Annotated in this window: 18 protein-coding genes and 1 riboswitch; of the genes, 13 read left to right on the top strand and 5 right to left on the bottom strand. The window is 34.6% G+C overall.

Going from position 1 to position 18186, the window contains the following annotated elements:
* The first annotated feature begins 45 nt into the window (after window positions 1–45).
* The 10 genes from tyrS (at window position 46) to adk (ending at window position 9519) form a co-directional block, all read left to right on the top strand.
* On the top strand, window positions 46–1317 hold the full coding sequence (tyrS, locus tag A9G43_RS03090) for a tyrosine--tRNA ligase (RefSeq protein WP_218058596.1): 1272 nt from the start codon (window positions 46–48) through the stop codon (window positions 1315–1317).
* Window positions 1318–1321: 4 nt separating this feature from the next.
* Window positions 1322–2188 (top strand): pyridoxal kinase PdxY, encoded by an 867-nt coding sequence (pdxY, locus tag A9G43_RS03085; RefSeq protein WP_065606537.1) that lies wholly within the window; start codon window positions 1322–1324, stop codon window positions 2186–2188.
* Between the two features lie 57 nt (window positions 2189–2245).
* On the top strand, window positions 2246–2689 hold the full coding sequence (locus A9G43_RS03080; protein ID WP_081298003.1) for a helix-turn-helix domain-containing protein: 444 nt from the start codon (window positions 2246–2248) through the stop codon (window positions 2687–2689).
* An 85-nt stretch (window positions 2690–2774) separates the two neighbouring features.
* Window positions 2775–3884, top strand: a complete 1110-nt coding sequence (gene ispG / locus A9G43_RS03075) for a flavodoxin-dependent (E)-4-hydroxy-3-methylbut-2-enyl-diphosphate synthase (RefSeq protein ID WP_065606533.1) — start codon at window positions 2775–2777, stop codon at window positions 3882–3884.
* A 24-nt stretch (window positions 3885–3908) separates the two neighbouring features.
* The gene (gene hisS, locus A9G43_RS03070) at window positions 3909–5186 is read left to right on the top strand and encodes a histidine--tRNA ligase (protein ID WP_065606532.1); all 1278 of its coding nucleotides are present in this window, start codon (window positions 3909–3911) and stop codon (window positions 5184–5186) included.
* Window positions 5187–5204: 18 nt separating this feature from the next.
* Entirely contained in the window at window positions 5205–5897 is a 693-nt protein-coding gene (locus tag A9G43_RS03065) for a YfgM family protein (protein ID WP_065606529.1), read from the top strand.
* A gap of 26 nt (window positions 5898–5923) precedes the next feature.
* Window positions 5924–7096 (top strand): outer membrane protein assembly factor BamB, encoded by a 1173-nt coding sequence (bamB, locus tag A9G43_RS03060; protein WP_065606527.1) that lies wholly within the window; start codon window positions 5924–5926, stop codon window positions 7094–7096.
* Window positions 7097–7115: 19 nt separating this feature from the next.
* Window positions 7116–8582, top strand: coding sequence for a ribosome biogenesis GTPase Der (der, locus tag A9G43_RS03055; protein WP_065606526.1), 1467 nt, complete (start codon window positions 7116–7118; stop codon window positions 8580–8582).
* A gap of 3 nt (window positions 8583–8585) precedes the next feature.
* The gene (locus A9G43_RS10665) at window positions 8586–8837 is read left to right on the top strand and encodes a YfgJ family double zinc ribbon protein (RefSeq protein WP_081297592.1); all 252 of its coding nucleotides are present in this window, start codon (window positions 8586–8588) and stop codon (window positions 8835–8837) included.
* Window positions 8838–8874: 37 nt separating this feature from the next.
* Window positions 8875–9519, top strand: a complete 645-nt coding sequence (gene adk, locus A9G43_RS03050) for an adenylate kinase (RefSeq protein ID WP_065606523.1) — start codon at window positions 8875–8877, stop codon at window positions 9517–9519.
* A gap of 275 nt (window positions 9520–9794) precedes the next feature.
* On the opposite strand, the gene ybeD is transcribed toward adk, so the two are convergent.
* On the bottom strand, window positions 9795–10061 hold the full coding sequence (gene ybeD / locus A9G43_RS03045) for a DUF493 family protein YbeD (RefSeq protein ID WP_034913328.1): 267 nt from the start codon (window positions 10059–10061) through the stop codon (window positions 9795–9797).
* A 198-nt stretch (window positions 10062–10259) separates the two neighbouring features.
* Here ybeD and gss point away from each other — a divergent pair, with 198 nt between their 5' ends.
* Complete coding sequence (gene gss / locus A9G43_RS03040) at window positions 10260–12134, top strand: bifunctional glutathionylspermidine amidase/synthase (protein ID WP_065606521.1); 1875 nt, start codon at window positions 10260–10262, stop codon at window positions 12132–12134.
* 588 nt (window positions 12135–12722) lie between these two features.
* A riboswitch (molybdenum cofactor riboswitch) is annotated at window positions 12723–12844 on the top strand.
* Window positions 12841–13815 (top strand): GTP 3',8-cyclase MoaA, encoded by a 975-nt coding sequence (gene moaA / locus A9G43_RS03035; protein WP_065606519.1) that lies wholly within the window; start codon window positions 12841–12843, stop codon window positions 13813–13815. Its footprint overlaps the riboswitch before it by 4 nt.
* On the opposite strand, the gene gluQRS is transcribed toward moaA, so the two are convergent.
* The 3 genes from gluQRS to folK all read right to left on the bottom strand — a co-directional run bounded on the left by gluQRS (window position 13795) and on the right by folK (window position 15796).
* The gene (gene gluQRS / locus A9G43_RS03030; RefSeq protein WP_065606516.1) at window positions 13795–14685 is read right to left on the bottom strand and encodes a tRNA glutamyl-Q(34) synthetase GluQRS; all 891 of its coding nucleotides are present in this window, start codon (window positions 14683–14685) and stop codon (window positions 13795–13797) included. The genes moaA and gluQRS overlap by 21 nt on opposite strands.
* Before the next feature lie 33 nt (window positions 14686–14718).
* On the bottom strand, window positions 14719–15174 hold the full coding sequence (gene dksA, locus A9G43_RS03025) for an RNA polymerase-binding protein DksA (RefSeq protein WP_065606514.1): 456 nt from the start codon (window positions 15172–15174) through the stop codon (window positions 14719–14721).
* A gap of 136 nt (window positions 15175–15310) precedes the next feature.
* Entirely contained in the window at window positions 15311–15796 is a 486-nt protein-coding gene (gene folK / locus A9G43_RS03020) for a 2-amino-4-hydroxy-6-hydroxymethyldihydropteridine diphosphokinase (RefSeq protein ID WP_065606512.1), read from the bottom strand.
* A 235-nt stretch (window positions 15797–16031) separates the two neighbouring features.
* On the opposite strand from folK, the gene A9G43_RS03015 reads away from it, so the two are divergent.
* Entirely contained in the window at window positions 16032–17390 is a 1359-nt protein-coding gene (locus A9G43_RS03015; RefSeq protein ID WP_065606510.1) for an MmgE/PrpD family protein, read from the top strand.
* Between the two features lie 37 nt (window positions 17391–17427).
* Here the strand turns inward: A9G43_RS03015 and A9G43_RS03010 are convergent, their stop codons facing one another.
* Window positions 17428–18180 (bottom strand): amino acid ABC transporter ATP-binding protein, encoded by a 753-nt coding sequence (locus A9G43_RS03010; protein WP_065606508.1) that lies wholly within the window; start codon window positions 18178–18180, stop codon window positions 17428–17430.
* Between the last annotated feature and the right edge of the window lie 6 nt (window positions 18181–18186).

Genomic DNA, 18186 nt, shown 5'->3' with positions numbered 1-18186 from the left:
TTTAAACTAGAATATAAATGTAATAAATTTAATAGGTAAAATATCATGACAAAAAATGTGATCAAACAACTACAAGAACGTGGGCTGATTGCTCAGCTTACTGATGAAAAAGCACTAATAGAACAAATTGAACAAAATCCTATTGCGCTTTATTGTGGTTTTGATCCAACAGCAGATAGTTTGCATCTTGGTCATTTAGTTCCATTACTTTGTTTAAAACGTTTTCAGTTAGCTGGTCATAAACCTGTTGCGCTTGTAGGGGGAGCAACAGGATTAATTGGCGATCCAAGTTTTAAAGCTGTTGAACGAAAACTTAATACTGAGGAAACAGTTATTGAGTGGAGTGAAAAGATCAAACAACAAGTGTCACCATTTTTAGATTTTAATTGTGGTGGAAATTCAGCGATTGTGGCTAATAACTATGATTGGTTTAGTGGCATGAATGTACTGACATTTTTACGTGATGTTGGTAAGTATTTTTCAGTTAATGCGATGATCAATAAAGAATCAGTTAAACAACGTATAGATCGTGATGAGGTGGGTATTTCATTTACTGAATTTTCTTATAGCTTATTACAATCTTATGATTTTGCTTGTTTGAATAAATCACATGATGTTGTTTTACAAATTGGTGGATCTGATCAGTGGGGTAATATTACTGCAGGTATTGATTTAACCCGTCGTTTACATCAAAAACAAGTTTATGGTTTGACTGTACCGTTAATCACTAAATCAGATGGTACCAAATTTGGTAAAACTGAAAGTGGTGCCGTATGGTTAGACCCTAAAAAGACAAGTCCTTATAAATTCTATCAATTTTGGATAAATACTGCTGATGCTGATGTTTATCGATTCTTAAAATTTTTCACATTTATGCCTCTAAGTGAGATTGATGCATTGGAGGAAAAAGATAAAAATAGTGGCGTTGCACCACGAGCTCAATATGTACTTGCCGAGCAAGTTACACGCTTAGTTCATGGTGAAGAAGGATTGATTGCAGCAAAACGCATTACAGAAAGTTTATTCTCTGGCAAATTAACTGACTTATCCGAAGCTGACTTTGAACAATTAGCTCAAGATGGTATGCCAACATTAGCCGTTGAGGAAAATGTTGATTTGCAACAAGCAATTGTTAATGCGGAATTTGCACCATCAAGAGGACAAGCTAGAACAATGATTGAATCTAATGCTATTTCTGTTAATGGTGAACGTAACACTACAACTGATTACCGTTTTACTGATAGTGATAAACTATATAATCGTTATACTTTACTTCGTCGTGGTAAAAAATATTACTGCTTATTAATTTGGAGTTAATTTCATGAAAAATATTTTATCTATTCAGTCACATGTTGTATTTGGTCATGCTGGGAATAGTGCGGCTGTATTTCCTATGCGTCGAATAGGTGTAAATGTTTGGCCTTTAAACACTGTACAATTTTCTAACCATACTCAATATCGACAATGGGCTGGAACGGTAATGTCTGCATCACATTTAACAGAAATTGCTGATGGAATTAATGAAATCGATGAGTTGAAACGGTGTGATGCGGTATTAAGTGGTTATATGGGATCACCAGAACAAGGTAATGCAATTATAGAAATAGTTAAAAAAGTAAAAGCTGTTAACCCTAATGCGATTTACTTTTGTGATCCTGTAATGGGACATCCTGAAAAAGGATGTTTTGTTGCTCCTGGTGTTTCTGAGTTTTTATGTAATACTGTGTTGCCTGTGGCAGATATGATGGCTCCCAATATTTTGGAACTTGAAGAGCTTAATGGAAAACAACGTATTAATAATGTTGATGAAGTAATTTTAGCTTGTCGAGAGTTATGTAAAAAAGGACCTAAAGCAATTTTAGTTAAACATTTAAGCAGAGCTGGATATAAAATTAATCGTTTTGAAATGTTGCTTGTAACTAGTGACGAAGCATGGCATATTGATCGCCCGCTAGTTGATTTTGGTGTAAGACAACCCGTGGGTGTTGGTGATATGACAAGCGGGCTTTTTTTAGCTAATATTTTACTTGGGAAGTCATTGGTTGAAGCTTTAGAACATACTACCTCAGCCGTGTATGCGGTTATGCTTGAAACCTTAAAGCAAGATGAATATGAATTACAATTAGTTGCAGCTCAAAATGAAATTGAAAAACCAACACGATGGATTAATGCAAACAAAATTGATTAATTGAAGAAATAAGTGAAAATCGAATTAGCTAACGATTAGTATTAAATTTATGAGGATATGATGGACGATATTTCATTAGGAGTGATGCTTGCTGATTTACGAGAAAAAATGGGATTAACTCAAGATGATATTGCCAATAAAATTCATGTGCGAAAGACAGTAGTTGTTCATATCGAAAATGATCGGTTACCTCATGCCCCGCTTGTTTTTATAAAAGGTTATATTCGTACTTATGCTGAAATAGTTGGCTTATCATCAGATTACTATCAACCTTATCTAGATGAATTAACTAAAAAATTTAAGTCTCAACAAAAGAAAGTGCAAATACAAATGTTTATAACAAAAAAACAAGGAAAAGCTCCATTTATCTTTTGGGGAATATTTATTCTTCTTTGTGCTCTTTGTATAACGTTATATTATGTTAATAAAGACAATAAAAATAATCTTATTGAAGTAAGTCATTATATTTCGCCATCCTCTTCTACTCGTGTTAATAGTTAGCAAATTTTCTTATTCTCATACAGACATTTGCCTTAAATCTTGTTAAGATTGCTGGCTAGTTATTTTGTAAAATGGTTAAATATGTATGAGTCATCAAGATTTACCAATTGTTAGACGAGAATCAACCCGAATTTATGTCGGCAATGTTCCTATTGGTAACGGAGCTCCGATTGCAGTTCAATCAATGACAAATACTCGAACCACAGATGTAGAAAAAACAGTAGCCCAAATTCAAGCACTTGAACGTGTTGGTGTAGATATTGTGCGGGTTTCCATACCTACAATGGATGCAGCTGAAGCTTTTAAATTTATTAAGCAGCAGGCAAAAGTTCCACTCATTGCCGATATTCATTTTGATTATCGTATTGCATTAAAGGTTGCCGAATATGGCGTTGATTGCTTAAGAATTAATCCTGGCAATATAGGTAATGAATCAAGAATTCGAGCTGTTGTTGATTGCGCTAAAGATAAAAATATCCCGATACGAATCGGTGTTAATTCTGGTTCTCTTGAAAAAGATATTCAAGAAAAATATGGTGAACCTACTCCAAAAGCGATAGTTGAATCAGCTATGCGCCATGTCGATATACTTAACCGACTTAATTTCGAACAGTTTAAAGTTAGTGTAAAAGCATCTGATGTGTTTACTGCAGTTGATGCTTATCGATTGTTAGCTAAGCAAATAAAGCAACCATTGCATCTAGGTATAACTGAAGCAGGTGGTGTTCGAAGTGGTGCTATTAAATCGGCCATTGGATTGGGATTATTGTTATCAGAAGGTATTGGCGATACACTTCGAGTTTCCTTAGCGGCTGACCCAACAGAAGAAGTGAAAGTTGGATTTGATATTTTAAAATCGCTGCGTATACGGTCTCGTGGTATTAATTTTATTGCGTGTCCAACCTGTTCTCGCCAAGAGTTTGATGTGATTAATACAGTCAATACATTAGAACAGCGATTAGAAGATATTATTACGCCAATGGATGTATCAATTATTGGCTGTGTGGTTAACGGTCCTGGGGAGGCATTAGCTTCAACTATGGGCGTTGCTGGCGGTCATAACAAAAGTGGTTTTTATGAAGATGGTGTACGTATTGGCCGTATTGATAATGAACAAATGATTGATAAATTAGAAGCTAAAATTCGTGCTAAAGCATTAATATTGAAAAACAGAATTGCAGCAACTGAATTATAATTTTATTAGATAGCGAATAAATAAATGACAGAGAAAAAGATCCAATCTATACGAGGAATGAACGATTTACTCCCAACAGATAGTGCAAGTTGGCAACAGATTGAAAAAATCGTTAAAGGTGTACTAAATAGTTATGGCTACAACGAAATTAGAACGCCTATTGTTGAAGATACTGCGCTATTTAAACGGGCGGTCGGAGAAGTCACCGATATTGTTGAAAAAGAGATGTATACTTTCAATGATCGAAATGATGAAAGCATCACTTTACGCCCAGAAATTACCGCAGGTTGTGTTCGAGCAGGAATTGAACACGGTCTTTTTTATAATCAAGAACAACGCCTTTGGTATTTAGGACCAGCTTTTCGTTATGAAAAACCACAAAAAGGGCGCTATCGTCAATTTCATCAATTTGGTGTTGAAGTCTTTGGGCTTGAAGGGCCAAATATTGATGCTGAGCTTATTTTATTAACGGCTCGTTTTTGGAAAGCCCTTGGTATTGAACAGCATACTTCTCTTGAACTTAATTCAATTGGTTCGCTTGAAGCAAGAGCCAATTATCGAAATGCGTTGGTTGCTTTTCTTGAGCAACATAAAGGTAAATTAGATGAAGACTGTTTACGTAGAATGTATACTAACCCATTGCGCGTACTTGATTCAAAAAATCCAGTTGTTCAAGAGTTGCTGAATCAAGCTCCAAAATTGTTTGATTATTTAGATGAAGAATCTAAAATTCACTTCGAAAGCTTATGCCGACTATTGGATAATGCTGGAATAGAATATAATATTAATCAAAGATTAGTACGCGGTTTAGATTACTATAATCGAACAGTTTTTGAATGGGTAACTAACAGCCTAGGGGCACAGGGAACAGTTTGTGGTGGTGGTCGCTATGATGGTCTTGTAGGCCAACTTGGCGGGCAACCAACACCAGCAGTTGGTTTTGCAATGGGGGTTGAGCGTTTAGTGCTATTAGTGCAAGCGGTTAATCCATCATTTTATTGTGATAATTCGATTGATATTTATATGATTTCATCTGGTGATGAAAAGACCATATCAGCTGCTCAAAGTGTTGCAGAGCAATTACGTGATGGTTTTCCTGATTGGCGAATCATGACAAATTATGGTAGCAGTAATTTTAAGAAACAATTTACCAAAGCAGATAAATTAGGTGCTAAAATAGCCGTTATTATTGGTGAAAATGAATTATCTAATCAAACAGTAATGATTAAAAATTTACAAACAGGCGAACAAGTTGAAGTTGCAAAAAAAGATGTTGTCCAAACTTGTTTGTCTATTAAGTAAAGGAAATAGGAGAAAAACGTGAGTCATCAGTTATCCAGTGAAGAACAACTTGAAGAGATAAAAGGCTTTTTTGCTAAAAAGTGGAAAATTATGGTTGCCGTTCTTGTGATCGGATTATTGACCTTTTATGGCTGGCGTTATTGGCAATCATATAAAGCTGAAAAGGCAATAGAATCATCAGATAAGTATGAACAATTAATTACTCAATTAGATGCTAATAAACCAGATTCTGTTAATGAATTAGTATCTTTTGCTAAAGATAACGATACTATTTATAGTGTGTTTGCTAATTTGCGTGCAGCAAAATTTTATGTTGAGGTATTAAAAGATTATCCTGAGGCACAAGCGTTGTTAGTTGATGCTTTAAAGAAAGCGGATTCAGAGCCTGTGAAAGCGATTATTAATATTCGTATAGCACGTTTACAGTATCAACAAGGTCAATATCAAGAAAGCCTAACATCATTAGGTAATGTTACTAATGAAAGTTGGGGAGCAGTAATTAATGATCATAGGGGTGATGTGCTTGTTAAAATGTCCCGTTATGCTGACGCCATGAGTGCTTATAATGCTGCTTTAACTTCTTCGCCAACCAAAGATTTAGAAGAAAGCATTAAAATGAAGTTGAATCAAGCTGAATATTTAAAAGCAAAACAACAAGTTGAACAAGAAGCTAAGGCAAAACAAGCCGCATCTGAAGAAAGTAAAAATTAATTTATCCTGCTATAAGGGTCTATACAATGAAGTTATCAAAATATCTTTTTGCTGGTGTTTTTGTTTTTTCACTAGCTGGGTGTTCTTTATTTGGTGGAGAGGAAGATATTGTCCAAATTGCACCGTCACCGAAAGTAGATAATCAATTTTCTATCCAACAAGTGTGGAAAAATAGTACTGCAGGCAATACTCATATTTATTCATTATTAGGTCCGATTAATTATGATAATGCTATTTATGTAGCGAGTCGTAGTGGACAAGTTAAAGCAATTGATTTATCAAGCGGTAATACTATATGGGATGTAAATTTATCTGAAAGTACACTTTTCAGTAGTAAAACAGCACTATTTTCAGGTGGTGTAAGTGCTGATGATAAATATATTTATGTAGGCAGTGAACGTGCTGTTGTCTATGCGCTAGATCGTCTCGATGGTAAAGTTGTGTGGGAAAAAACAGTGAAAGGGGAAGTACTTGCTCGTCCAGTATCTTCTGAAAATAAATTAATAATTCATACTGCCAATGGTATTCTTCAAGGCCTTGATCGTGACACAGGTGATTATTTATGGGATGTTTCCTTCGAAGTACCAGCATTATCGATAAGAGGTAACTCTACGCCAACTATCGCTCATGGTGCAGCAATTGTTGGTGATGATAATGGCCGAGTAAATGCTTACTATATTAATGATGGCCAATTAATTTGGCAACAACGTATTTCACAGCCATCAGGCTCTACAGAAATAGCAAAATTGAATGATGTTGATTCTACTCCAGTAGTTGAGGGGAATTTAGTTTATTCTATTGGTTATAATGGTAGTGTTGTTGCGCTTGATTTAAGTAATGGTCAGACTGTTTGGCGTAAAGTACTTGGATCTATTCATAGCTTTGCTGTTGATACTGATAGACTGTTTGTTATTGACCAAGATGACAATGTTCAAGCCATTGCTAAGAATGGCGGTGGAGAACTTTGGACTCAGTCAGACTTTACTCATCGTTTGTTAACTGATCCAGTCATCTACCAGAATTATGTTGTGTTTGGTGATTTTGAAGGTTACCTATATTGGTTAAATGCTGAAAGTGGTGAACTTGTTGCTAAAACACAAGTGAGTAGTAGTGGATTAATATCTAAACCATTAGTTGTAGACAATAAGTTAATTGTTCAGGCTAAAAATGGTGATATTTATGCTTTTACAAAGAATTAAAGTAACCTAGAGAAGAAACATGGTACCTGTTGTAGCGCTTGTTGGTCGTCCAAATGTTGGAAAGTCGACTCTATTTAATCGGTTAACACGAACTCGAGATGCCTTAGTGGCTGACTTTCCTGGATTAACTCGTGATCGTAAATATGGAAGAGCTGAGATCAAGGGTCATGAATATATCTTAATTGATACTGGTGGTATTGATGGAACAGAAGATGGGGTTGAAAGCTTTATGGCTGAGCAATCTCTGCAAGCAATAGAAGAAGCTGATATTGTTCTTTTCTTGGTTGATGCTAGAACTGGTACAATGCCAGCCGATCATGCTATTGCAAAACATCTCCGTTCTCGCGATAAAGCTACTTTTTTAGTAGCCAATAAGATTGATGGTATTGATACCGATACTGCGATTTCTGATTTTTATGGTTTAGGATTGGGAGAAATTCATCCAATTGCAGCTAGTCATGGTCGTGGCGTAAGTTCATTAATTGAAACTGTATTAGATCCTATTTTTCAGTTCGATAATAATGAAGATAATAACTCGGATGATAATCAACAATTAGATGATCTAGTTGAATTATGTGATGATTTTGTTTCTGAAACAGAATCATTAATCAATCAACCTATCAAAGTTGCTATTGTTGGCCGACCAAATGTTGGTAAGTCAACACTAACTAATCGAATTTTAGGTGAAGAGCGAGTTGTTGTATATGATATGCCAGGAACAACTCGAGATAGTATCTATATACCAATGAATCGAGATGAACGTGAATATATCTTGATTGATACGGCTGGTGTACGTAAACGAGGAAAAGTTACTGAAACAGTTGAAAAATTTTCAGTTATTAAAACGTTACAAGCAATTGAAGATGCTAATGTAGTTATTTTAGTTATTGATGCCAGAGAAGGTGTATCAGATCAAGACTTATCATTGCTTGGTTTTATTATTAATAGTGGGCGCTCACTTGTAATAGCCGTTAATAAATGGGATGGTTTATCACAAGATATCAAAGAGCAAGTTAAAACGACATTAGATGATAGATTAGATTTTATTGATTTTGCTCGTGTGCACTTTATTTCTGCGTTGCATGGTAGTGGTGTTGGTAACTTATTTGATTCGATTCAAGAAGCATATGATTGTGCAACACGTCGTGTTAATACCGCATTATTAACCAAGATTATGCAAATGGCACAAGATGACCATCAGCCGCCTTTAGTTCGAGGACGACGTGTTAAACTAAAATATGCACATGCTGGTGGTTATAATCCACCAATTGTTGTGATTCATGGTAACCAAGTAGAAGATCTACCAGATTCTTATAAACGTTATTTGATGAACTATTTTAGACGATCACTAAAAATCATGGGGTCACCAATTCGAATTCAGTTTAAAGAAGGAGCTAACCCATTCGAAGGTAGAAAAAATACTTTAACTGCATCACAGCAACGTAAACGTCGTCGATTAATGAAGCATGTAAGAGGGCGAAATTAATTTATGTCAGGAAAATTAATAAATGATTCTGGGAAAGAAGGCCTTTGTCCAAAGTGTCATCATAAAATGAGTGTTGTTTCGCCACAGAATTTTAATTGTCCTCATTGTAAGCAACATTATCTTGAACAGTATATTTGCCCGACTTGTTTGCAAAAAGCTCAAATGATCAAAGGTTGTGGAGCGGTTAACTATATTTGCCCAACTGATGGTTTGATATCCAGCAGTAAGGTGATATTTCATTATTTACCAGAATAAAAGCTTTATTTATATTAAAGCCATAAGAGGTTATTTTATGCGAATTATTTTATTAGGAGCACCAGGAGCAGGAAAGGGAACACAAGCACAATTTATTATGCAAAAATATGGTATTCCTCAAATTTCAACTGGTGATATGTTGCGAGCAGCAGTAAAAGCTGGTAGTCCACTTGGTTTACAAGCTAAGGAGTTAATGGATGCCGGTAAACTAGTTACCGATGAACTCGTTATTGCATTAGTTAAAGAACGTATTGCACAAAGCGATTGCGCTAATGGCTTTTTGCTAGATGGCTTCCCTCGCACGGTTCCACAAGCAGATGCAATGAAAACAGCTGGCATAAATGTTGACTATGTGCTTGAATTTGATGTACCAGACGCAGTGATTATTGATCGCATGAGTGGGCGCCGAATTCATGCTCCTTCAGGTCGTGTTTATCACATTCGCCATAATCCACCAAAGGTGAAAAATGTTGATGATGTGACTGGTGAACCACTTACTATTCGCAAAGATGATAACGAAGAAATCGTTCGTAAACGCCTTGTTGAATATCACGAATTGACTAAACCACTAATTAGTTATTATCAGCATGAAGCCAAAGAAGGGCGGACACAATATTTCTGTATCGATGGAACGCAAATTGTAACTGAAGTAACAAAAGAATTAGTGAAAATTTTAGGATAATTTGTTTTTTTATTAAAAGCGCAAGGCAGTTAACACTATCTTGCGTTTTATTATCTCGAATGAATTTATGTCACTACTTATACAACACTAATTTGAAAATCGTAATAAAATACATTGATTCTATAATATTTTCTAATTAATTCTTTTGTTATAATAAAGATGAATCTTTACTAAAATAACACTGGCAGAGTATTGATTTTATTTAATTTTAATCGTGTAACAGAAAGCCTTATCTATACCGATAAGACTTTCAATTTTTAGCAAAAAGTAAAACACTATAAAACCATTCTTACAATATCGATTTCGCCTAATTCTTTATAAAGATTTTCGACCTGATCGATATGCGTTGCATTAATGGTAATTGATACAGAATGATAATTACCTTTACTACTAGGTTTGATTGATGGCGTATAATCGCCAGGAGCATGGCGTTGAATCACTGATACCACTTTGTCTACAAGCTCTGGTTTTGCTTCTCCCATTACTTTATAGGTAAAAGAGCATGGGAACTCTAATAACTCATTTAATTTTGTTTTTTGCATAATTTTATTTTTCTCGTTTATTTGGTTTGGTGTATCGTTACGACTACCAAGAATAAACACTATATATAGGCAGTTTACTATTCTTCAAGTAACAAATAATAAACATTGCTTTTTAAAGTATATATTTTGATCTATGATAGAAATTATAACATAGTGTAATTAACGTATCTTGCTATTTACTAATAAGGCTAAAATAACATGTCATCTAAATCCAATAATAAAGAACCTTTTGGTACATTATTAGGGTATGCGCCAGGTGGCGTTGCCATTTATTCATCTGATTATGAAACTTTAGATCAAAAGCAATACCCTAATGATGCATCTTTTCGTAGCTATTCTGGTTATGAATATATGGGATATAAATGGCAATGCGTTGAATTTGCAAGGCGATTTTTATTTTTAAACTATGGTATTGTTTTTACAGATGTTGGTATGGCGCATGAAATTTTTTCACTACGTTTTCTAAGGAAAGTTGTTAATGAAGCGATTTTACCTTTGCAAGCTTTTGCAAACGGAAGCAAAAAAAAGCCCGAGGCTGGTGCGTTACTTGTTTGGGATGATGGTGGTTTTTTTGACCGTACAGGTCATGTAGCTATCATTACTGAAGTATTTAAAGATAAAGTACGGATAGCAGAACAAAATGTCATACATAAGCGTTTACCAATTGGGCAGCAATGGACTCGTGAACTTAAAATGACAGTGACCAGTGACGGTTACCAATTACATGACTCGTTTGATGATACGAAAATCTTAGGGTGGATGATTCAAACTGACAAGACTGAATATAGTTTACCGCAACCTAAAATTCCTAAACCGTTACTTGAAATTCATAGCGCGCATATTGAAAACCAAGGTCAATTTGATAAAAATTGGTTAAATGAATCAGATCCATTAGAAAGTGCGTATGTTTCAGCGACAGGTCATGCTATTAGTCATGATGATCACTATCGCTATTTCACTATTTCTGAAAGTGCCGAACAAGAGCTTATTCGCGCAACCAATGAATTACATTTAATGTATTTGCATGCCACAGATAAAGTATTAAAGGACGATAACTTATTACTTAATTTTAATATCCCAGAAATATTATGGCCAAGATTAAGACTTTCATGGCAGCAGCGCCGTTACCAAATGATTACTGGGCGGTTAGATTTTTGTATGGATGAACGAGGCTTTAAAGTCTATGAATATAATGCTGATTCTGCTTCTTGCCATACTGAAGCAGGTCATATTTTGCAAAAATGGGCTATTCAAGCTGGACTGAATATAGGAATCAATCCTAGTAGTGGTTTACTTAATTCTTTAGCTAACTGTTGGAAGCATAGTGATGCTCAATCTTTTGTTCATATTATGCAAGATAATGATAGTGAAGAAAATTATCATGCATTATTTATGCAAACAGCACTTACTCAAGCTGGATTTAATAGCAAGATTTTACGAGGGCTTACTGGACTAAGATGGGATAAACGTGGTCGACTTGTTGATGATGAAGATCGCCAAGTAACTTGTGTTTGGAAGACATGGGCTTGGGAAACAGTATTAGAGCAACTTCGAGAAGAAAGCGAGGCACAAATTGCAGGGTTACCAATTCGTACATGGCATCCTGAAAATTCAGTTAGATTGCTCGATGTACTTTTGCGACCGGAAGTCTCTGTTTTCGAACCACTGTGGACGGTTATTACAAGTAATAAAGCTATTTTACCCGTATTATGGTCTTTATTTCCTAATCATCGTTACCTATTAGAGTCTACATTTGAACTCAATGAAAGCCTAATTAAAAAAGGTTATGCAATAAAACCAATAGCTGGACGCCGTGGTAGTGATATTCAATTAGTGAATAATCAAGAACAGATCCTTGATAAAACAGTAGGACGATTTGCTAAACAAGAAAATATTTACCAAGAACTATGGTGCTTACCGAAAGTCGAAGATCGTTATCTACAGTTATGTACTTTTACTGTTGGTGGACATTATGGTGGGACTTGCTTACGCTCCGATCCTTCTTTAGTTATAAAAGGTGAAAGCGATATGCAACCATTACGAGTATTAACAGATGATGAGTTTTTAAAATAATTTTGTAAAAAACTTTCAGGTAAATAGGCGTTTTAATATAAAATTTAGTTCATCATTTCTGAATGCTCCCACGTATTGGTTACAGAATGTGGTCTTTGAATAGATATATGTATCATCCCTGATATTCTTCTTTTCAAGGCCACCATTACTTTGTTCTTATGTTAGAATTTTTTTCAGATAAATTTTTCTGCCAGTATTTGGTTTTAATACGCTGTTTATGGTTCGCTCTAGAAAAAAAGCACAAGCTTGCCAAACATCCCATGTTTGACATGCTAACTTTACTTCGACACATTCTGACGTAGTAAAAAGACAGCCATATTAATTTTGAGTGTTATGAGAGTTTATTTTTTCTTATAAAATGGTTCAGATAGAGTATTGATTTTATTTTTAAATTAAATAGTTATAATGTATTATTGAGGAATAGATAATATTATAGTTAATTGTAGTAGCTCAGATTTAATTTGACAGACACTTATTACTCATTGGTCTTCATTTCAACAAAATGCGTGTCCGATGCGCAAAATAAATTATCCAACATTACGTTATAAAAATCACTTTGCTCATAGTCAAAAAATAAAGCCTATGCTAGACTGAACCAAACTCTGAAGCTTTTTTACCTAAGTGACATTTTCATATGGTGGATTAGCCGCGGTATAACGCAGAAATGGTTATGCTTCCCGATTTGGATAAGGTGTTTAATGTATATATGCAATTAGTTGATAATTATCAGCGTCGATTTCAATATCTGCGTTTGTCGATTACCGAGCTGTGTAATTTTCAGTGTCAGTACTGTTTACCACGTGGTTACCAGCCTAACAAGAAACATAAATTTTTGTCGCTCAGTGAAATTAATCATGTTGTGGCAACATTTACTGATCTCGGTGTACGCAAAATTCGATTAACTGGTGGCGAGCCTACTTTGCGTCGCGATTTTATTGATATCTTATCGCTCATATCCTCCTATCCCAGCGTGAAAGAACTCGCTATTACGACCAATGGTTCGCGTTTATTAAAAAATATTCACTATTGGCATCAAGCTGGTTTAAATGCGATTAATATTAGTATTGATAGTTTTTCTCCCCATTTATTTAAATTAATTACTGGTCAAGATAAGCTTAAAGAATTACTGCATTGTGTTGATAAATCGTTAGAAGTAGGTATAAAAAAAGTCAAAATTAACACCGTTTTGATGAAAAATATGAATGATAATTTAAATGATTATTTGTTATGGATTAAAAATATTCCAGTAGAGTTGCGTTTTATTGAACTTATGGAAACAGGCGAAAGCAATGATATATTTAATCGTTATCACTTGTCTGGTAGTTTTATTGAAACACAATTAATTGCGCAGGGGTGGGAGTTACAACCCAAAAAAACATTATCAGGTCCTGCTAAGATTTATGTGCACAGCGATTATCAAGGAAAAATTGGTTTGATTATGCCCTATTCAAAAGATTTTTGTAAAAGTTGCAATCGATTACGTGTATCATCTATCGGTAAGTTACATTACTGCCTATTTGGTGATGCGGCGGTTGATTTACGTGATTTGTTGGAAAGCTCAGAACAGAAACAACAATTAAAAGCAAAAATTCTTGCTTCATTAATGATTAAACCAGAAAAGCATTTGTTACATGATCATCGTGTAGGGATCACCCCTAATTTATCTTATATCGGTGGATAATTGGCTGTTCTGTTTTGGGACATTGTCAATTTGCCAATGTTGTATAGCCCAATCTAGTAACTGTTTTTGAGTGGCGTCTTGCCAATCTTCTGGCACATATTGTCCTAGAAACTGTAAAGCCTGGACGGTTAACGCTTTAAAATTTTTTAAATCAATCGGACTAGCATGATTTTGTTTTGATAGTTTATTGCCATTTTTATCTAATACTAGTGGTAAATGGCTGTAACTTGGCACAGAAAAACCAAGCAGTTGATATAGTGAGATTTGTTTTGCAGTAACAGGTAAAAGATCCGCGCCACGAACAATTTCGGTAATTCCTTGTTCATGATCGTCTAAAACTACCACTAAGTTATAGGCAGATAAGCCGTCTTTGCGGTGAATAATAAAATCTTCTTGCGCACTTGCTTTTTCAACTGTTTGTAAGCCACGAATCTGATCTTTAAATTGAAAAATAGGATTATTTTGTTTTAAACGTACAGCAACTTGTTGCTTATTATTGATAGATAAATATCGTTCACGACAAAAGTTATCGTAAATACCATTTGTTAGGTTTTGAATTCGTTGTCTAGTACAGTCACAATAATAGGCTTGTTGTTTATCTATAAGTGTTTTTAAAACAGTGCGGTAACGCTCACTGCAAGATGATTGATACAAGACTGTATCATCCCAATATAAATTAAGCGCTTCAAGCGTTTTTAATATAAGTGATGATGCCCCTTTGATTTCTCGTGGTGGGTCGATATCTTCGATACGGACAAGCCATTTACCACGACAAGATTTAGCTTGGAGATAACTACCAAGAGCCGTTACCAACGAACCGAAATGTAATGGCCCGGATGGCGAAGGGGCAAAACGACCGATATAATGCATAGGTCTGATTTGGAATGATAGATAAAACTGGGATCACATACCCATTTGTTTTTCGCGAAGTTCAGCAAGCGTTTTACAATCAATACATAAATCGGCTGTTGGCCTTGCTTCTAAACGGCGGATTCCAATTTCAACACCACAAGATTCACAATAACCAAAATCGTCTGATTCGATTTTCTTTAACGTTTTTTCAATTTTTTTGATGAGTCTTCTTTCTCTATCTCTAGCGCGTAATTCAAGGCTGAATTCTTCTTCTTGTGTTGCTCGGTCAGCCGGATCTGGAAAGTTCGCTGCTTCATCTTGCATATGTGTAACTGTTTTTCCCATTTCACCTTGTAGCTGTGTTAGCCAAGCTTCTAAAATAAGTTTGAAATGTTTCAATTGCTTAGGGTTCATGTACTCCTCATCTTTTGCCTCTTTATAAGGCTCAAGCCCAGCAATTGAAAGCAGGCTAAGAGAAGATGTATTTACTTTTTGTTCCTTTTTCACTGCAATCCCCTTAAGTAAAGATTATTTGAAAGCGCTAAACTATAGCAATAATTCAGCCTTTGGCAAATTTTTTTTATCATTTTTATAATTAAAAAATAAAAAAAATAGTACAACTATATGTTATTAATAAAGATAATTACTTATTCCACTTTTTTAATCCATTTTCAGAACATTTAGCTACTAAATCGTACAATTTGTCATTATCGGGGAAAATAAGTTCAGGACTGATATCAAATAGTGGATAGAGGACAAATTCTCTATTTTTCATATGATAATGAGGGATAGTAAGTCTTTCATTATTAATAACTAAGTCATCATAAAGTAAAATATCTAAATCTAGGGTTCTAGCACCCCAACGATTATCTTTGCGTACGCGTCCTTGTGCTTTTTCAATTACTTGTAGTTCATCAAGCAATGCTATAGGTGATAAGCTTGTCGTCAGTTTAATTACTGCATTAAGATAATCATTTTGATCTTGTGGTCCTAAGGGCTTACTTCGGTAAAATGGTGAAATATCTACCACTTTTGTGCTAGGCAAACAGCGTAATGATTCAATAGCACGATTAGCTTGTGCAAACGGATCTTCAAGGTTGCTCCCTAAAGCAACATAACAAATTGACATAATTAGACTTATTTTTTGTGATGTTAAGTACAATTTAATGGCAATATCTTAGCACATAAAACAATTGCCAAGAATAATTATATAAATAGATTCATGCTTATGACTTTGTGTTATAAAAATATAACCATATAATCTTTAACTTTTTATTTATTTTTCATTATGTTACTTATGGTAAAGCAAATTATTTTATTAAATGGTTATTTTTATTACTTATTGTATTTATTGAGAATATAAAATGAATTTAGGTCAACAATTAAGTATTTTAATAAAAAATACTTCAATAATCAGTGATCCTCAAGTTATTGATTGTGCTATCAAGGGTATAACCGATTATTTTGCTTGTAGTTTACAAGCTTGTCAGAAAGATGATGTTCATAAATTACTAGCATGGATAGCAGATGAGGGTGGAAATACTAGAGCTTTGCTGATTGGTCAAAAAAAGTTAGTTACGGCAAGGCAAGCAGCACTTTTTAATGGCTTCCAAGCGCATTGTTTAGATTATGATGATGTACATTCAGATGTTAGAGGCCACCCCTCAGCCGTTATTTTATCCGCTCTTATTGCTAGTGTTCGATTAGATAGTATTGAACAAAAGGTTGATAGTCGACGTTTTTTAACGGCTTATGTTATTGGTATCGAAGTGATGGCTTTGTTGGGTAAAAGTGTTAATCCACAGCATTATGAAAAAGGTTGGCATGCAACTATTACTTTGGGTGGAATTGCCGCCACTGCTGCTATTTGTTATCTCTATGATGAACCTTTTTTATCACAGGCATTAACATTAGCAGCTACACAAGCATCAGGAATGCGTTTGTTAATGGGTACTCCGATCAAATTTTTACATGCAGGATTAGCAGCACAGCATGCTGTACAATCCGTTGAATGGTTAAGAGCTGGTATACATGCCGATCAGGATTTTTTAGATGATAAATTAGGTTTTTTGGCTATTTATGGGCAAGGTAATACACATTTTGATTTAAGTCATTGGGGTAAAACTTGGAAGATTGTGGATCCCGGATTATGGTTTAAAAATTATTCTTATTGTTCAGCTGCTGCTTATATTGCTGATGCGGGTCAATTACTTTACCAAAATCTTAGCTTTGAATTTGATAATATTAATAATATTGTTATTTATTTTGCACCGCCAAATAGTGATGCTGCACTGATATATAAAACCCCTTCATTGGCGCAGCAAGGACGTTTTTCGGCTGAATATGTTTTAGCATTAACTCTTTTAGGATTGCCACTTGGTTTTGAGCAGTTTTCATCACAACCTATTTCAAATGCAATAAAACAATTAATGCAGAAGATGAAACGAAGTTATCAAACGCATCTTACGCCACATCCCGAAGCTTATAATGGGCGTTATGTAATTATTGATATTTTTCTTAAAAATGGTAAAAAGATAAGTCAGTGTATTGATATTCCCAAAGGTTCTCCTAAAAACCCATATAGCCAAACTGAAATGTCGTTAAAATTGCATTCAGCGATTAAAGATCAAGCTAAAACAGAGCAATTATTAACAGATATTCATAAACTAGCAAAAGGTTTAGATTTTCGTCAATTTCTATTATCTTATTTATTTACTCTTTAAATATTAAATTATTATCATTAGTTAATATAGTTTTTAACTAAATTTCAAAATCAATTTCGTCAGTTAGCTGGCGTAAAAATCGTTGCGTAATTTCATTTTGAGGATTATCGATGACTGATTTTGCAGATCCCTCTTCGATAATCACTCCTTCAGCCATAAAGATAATTCTATCTGCAACGTACTTAGCGAACTCCATTTCATGAGTTACTATAATCATAGTAATACGTTCTTTTGCTAGCTGTAGCATGACTTGCAATACTTCGTGTACTCGCTCAGGATCAAGTGCAGAAGTCGGTTCATCAAATAATAATACATTTGGTTTAACAGCTAAAGCTCTTGCAATTGCAACACGTTGTTGTTGACCACCCGATAAAGTGATGGGATATTGTGTTGCATATGGCAACATACCGACTCGTTCTAATAATGATAATCCTTGTTGTTTTGCTTTGGTTTTATCCATTTTTTGACCAACAATTAATGGATAAGTTATATTTTCTAATGCTGTTTTATTTTTAAATAAATTATAGTGTTGGAAAACCATAGCGGACTGTTTTCGTAAGTTGCTTTCTTCTTTAATACTATAATGCTTACTATTAAGTGATACAGTCCCTATTTTGATAGTGCCAGTATTTGGTTTTTCTAGTAAATTTAAACAACGTAACAGAGTTGATTTTCCTGAGCCTGATGGGCCAATAATGGCAACAATTTCACCTTGTTTTATATTTAAGTTGATGTCCTTTAATACTTCATTATTTGCAAAACGTTTAGATAAATGCGAAATAGAAATCATAACCTT

This window comes from Gilliamella sp. Occ3-1, assembly GCF_001690655.1.
Classification (GTDB): domain Bacteria; phylum Pseudomonadota; class Gammaproteobacteria; order Enterobacterales; family Orbaceae; genus Gilliamella; species Gilliamella apicola_P.
The sequence above is the reverse complement of the archived record's forward strand: the minus strand, read 5'-3'. Positions and strand labels throughout refer to the sequence as shown.

What these genes read in the sequence shown, in the direction of transcription:
- bamB (WP_065606527.1), top strand. Translation starts at nt 5,924, where the DNA reads ATGAAGTTATCAAAATATCTTTTTGCTGGTGTTTTTGTTTTTTCACTA.
- gss (WP_065606521.1), top strand. Translation starts at nt 10,260, where the DNA reads ATGTCATCTAAATCCAATAATAAAGAACCTTTTGGTACATTATTAGGG.
- gluQRS (WP_065606516.1), bottom strand. Translation starts at nt 14,685, where the DNA reads ATGCATTATATCGGTCGTTTTGCCCCTTCGCCATCCGGGCCATTACAT.
- der (WP_065606526.1), top strand. Translation starts at nt 7,116, where the DNA reads ATGGTACCTGTTGTAGCGCTTGTTGGTCGTCCAAATGTTGGAAAGTCG.
- adk (WP_065606523.1), top strand. Translation starts at nt 8,875, where the DNA reads ATGCGAATTATTTTATTAGGAGCACCAGGAGCAGGAAAGGGAACACAA.
- folK (WP_065606512.1), bottom strand. Translation starts at nt 15,796, where the DNA reads ATGTCAATTTGTTATGTTGCTTTAGGGAGCAACCTTGAAGATCCGTTT.
- tyrS (WP_218058596.1), top strand. Translation starts at nt 46, where the DNA reads ATGACAAAAAATGTGATCAAACAACTACAAGAACGTGGGCTGATTGCT.
- A9G43_RS03080 (WP_081298003.1), top strand. Translation starts at nt 2,246, where the DNA reads ATGATGGACGATATTTCATTAGGAGTGATGCTTGCTGATTTACGAGAA.
- pdxY (WP_065606537.1), top strand. Translation starts at nt 1,322, where the DNA reads ATGAAAAATATTTTATCTATTCAGTCACATGTTGTATTTGGTCATGCT.
- moaA (WP_065606519.1), top strand. Translation starts at nt 12,841, where the DNA reads ATGCAATTAGTTGATAATTATCAGCGTCGATTTCAATATCTGCGTTTG.
- hisS (WP_065606532.1), top strand. Translation starts at nt 3,909, where the DNA reads ATGACAGAGAAAAAGATCCAATCTATACGAGGAATGAACGATTTACTC.
- ybeD (WP_034913328.1), bottom strand. Translation starts at nt 10,061, where the DNA reads ATGCAAAAAACAAAATTAAATGAGTTATTAGAGTTCCCATGCTCTTTT.
- A9G43_RS03015 (WP_065606510.1), top strand. Translation starts at nt 16,032, where the DNA reads ATGAATTTAGGTCAACAATTAAGTATTTTAATAAAAAATACTTCAATA.
- ispG (WP_065606533.1), top strand. Translation starts at nt 2,775, where the DNA reads ATGAGTCATCAAGATTTACCAATTGTTAGACGAGAATCAACCCGAATT.
- A9G43_RS03010 (WP_065606508.1), bottom strand. Translation starts at nt 18,180, where the DNA reads ATGATTTCTATTTCGCATTTATCTAAACGTTTTGCAAATAATGAAGTA.
- A9G43_RS10665 (WP_081297592.1), top strand. Translation starts at nt 8,586, where the DNA reads ATGTCAGGAAAATTAATAAATGATTCTGGGAAAGAAGGCCTTTGTCCA.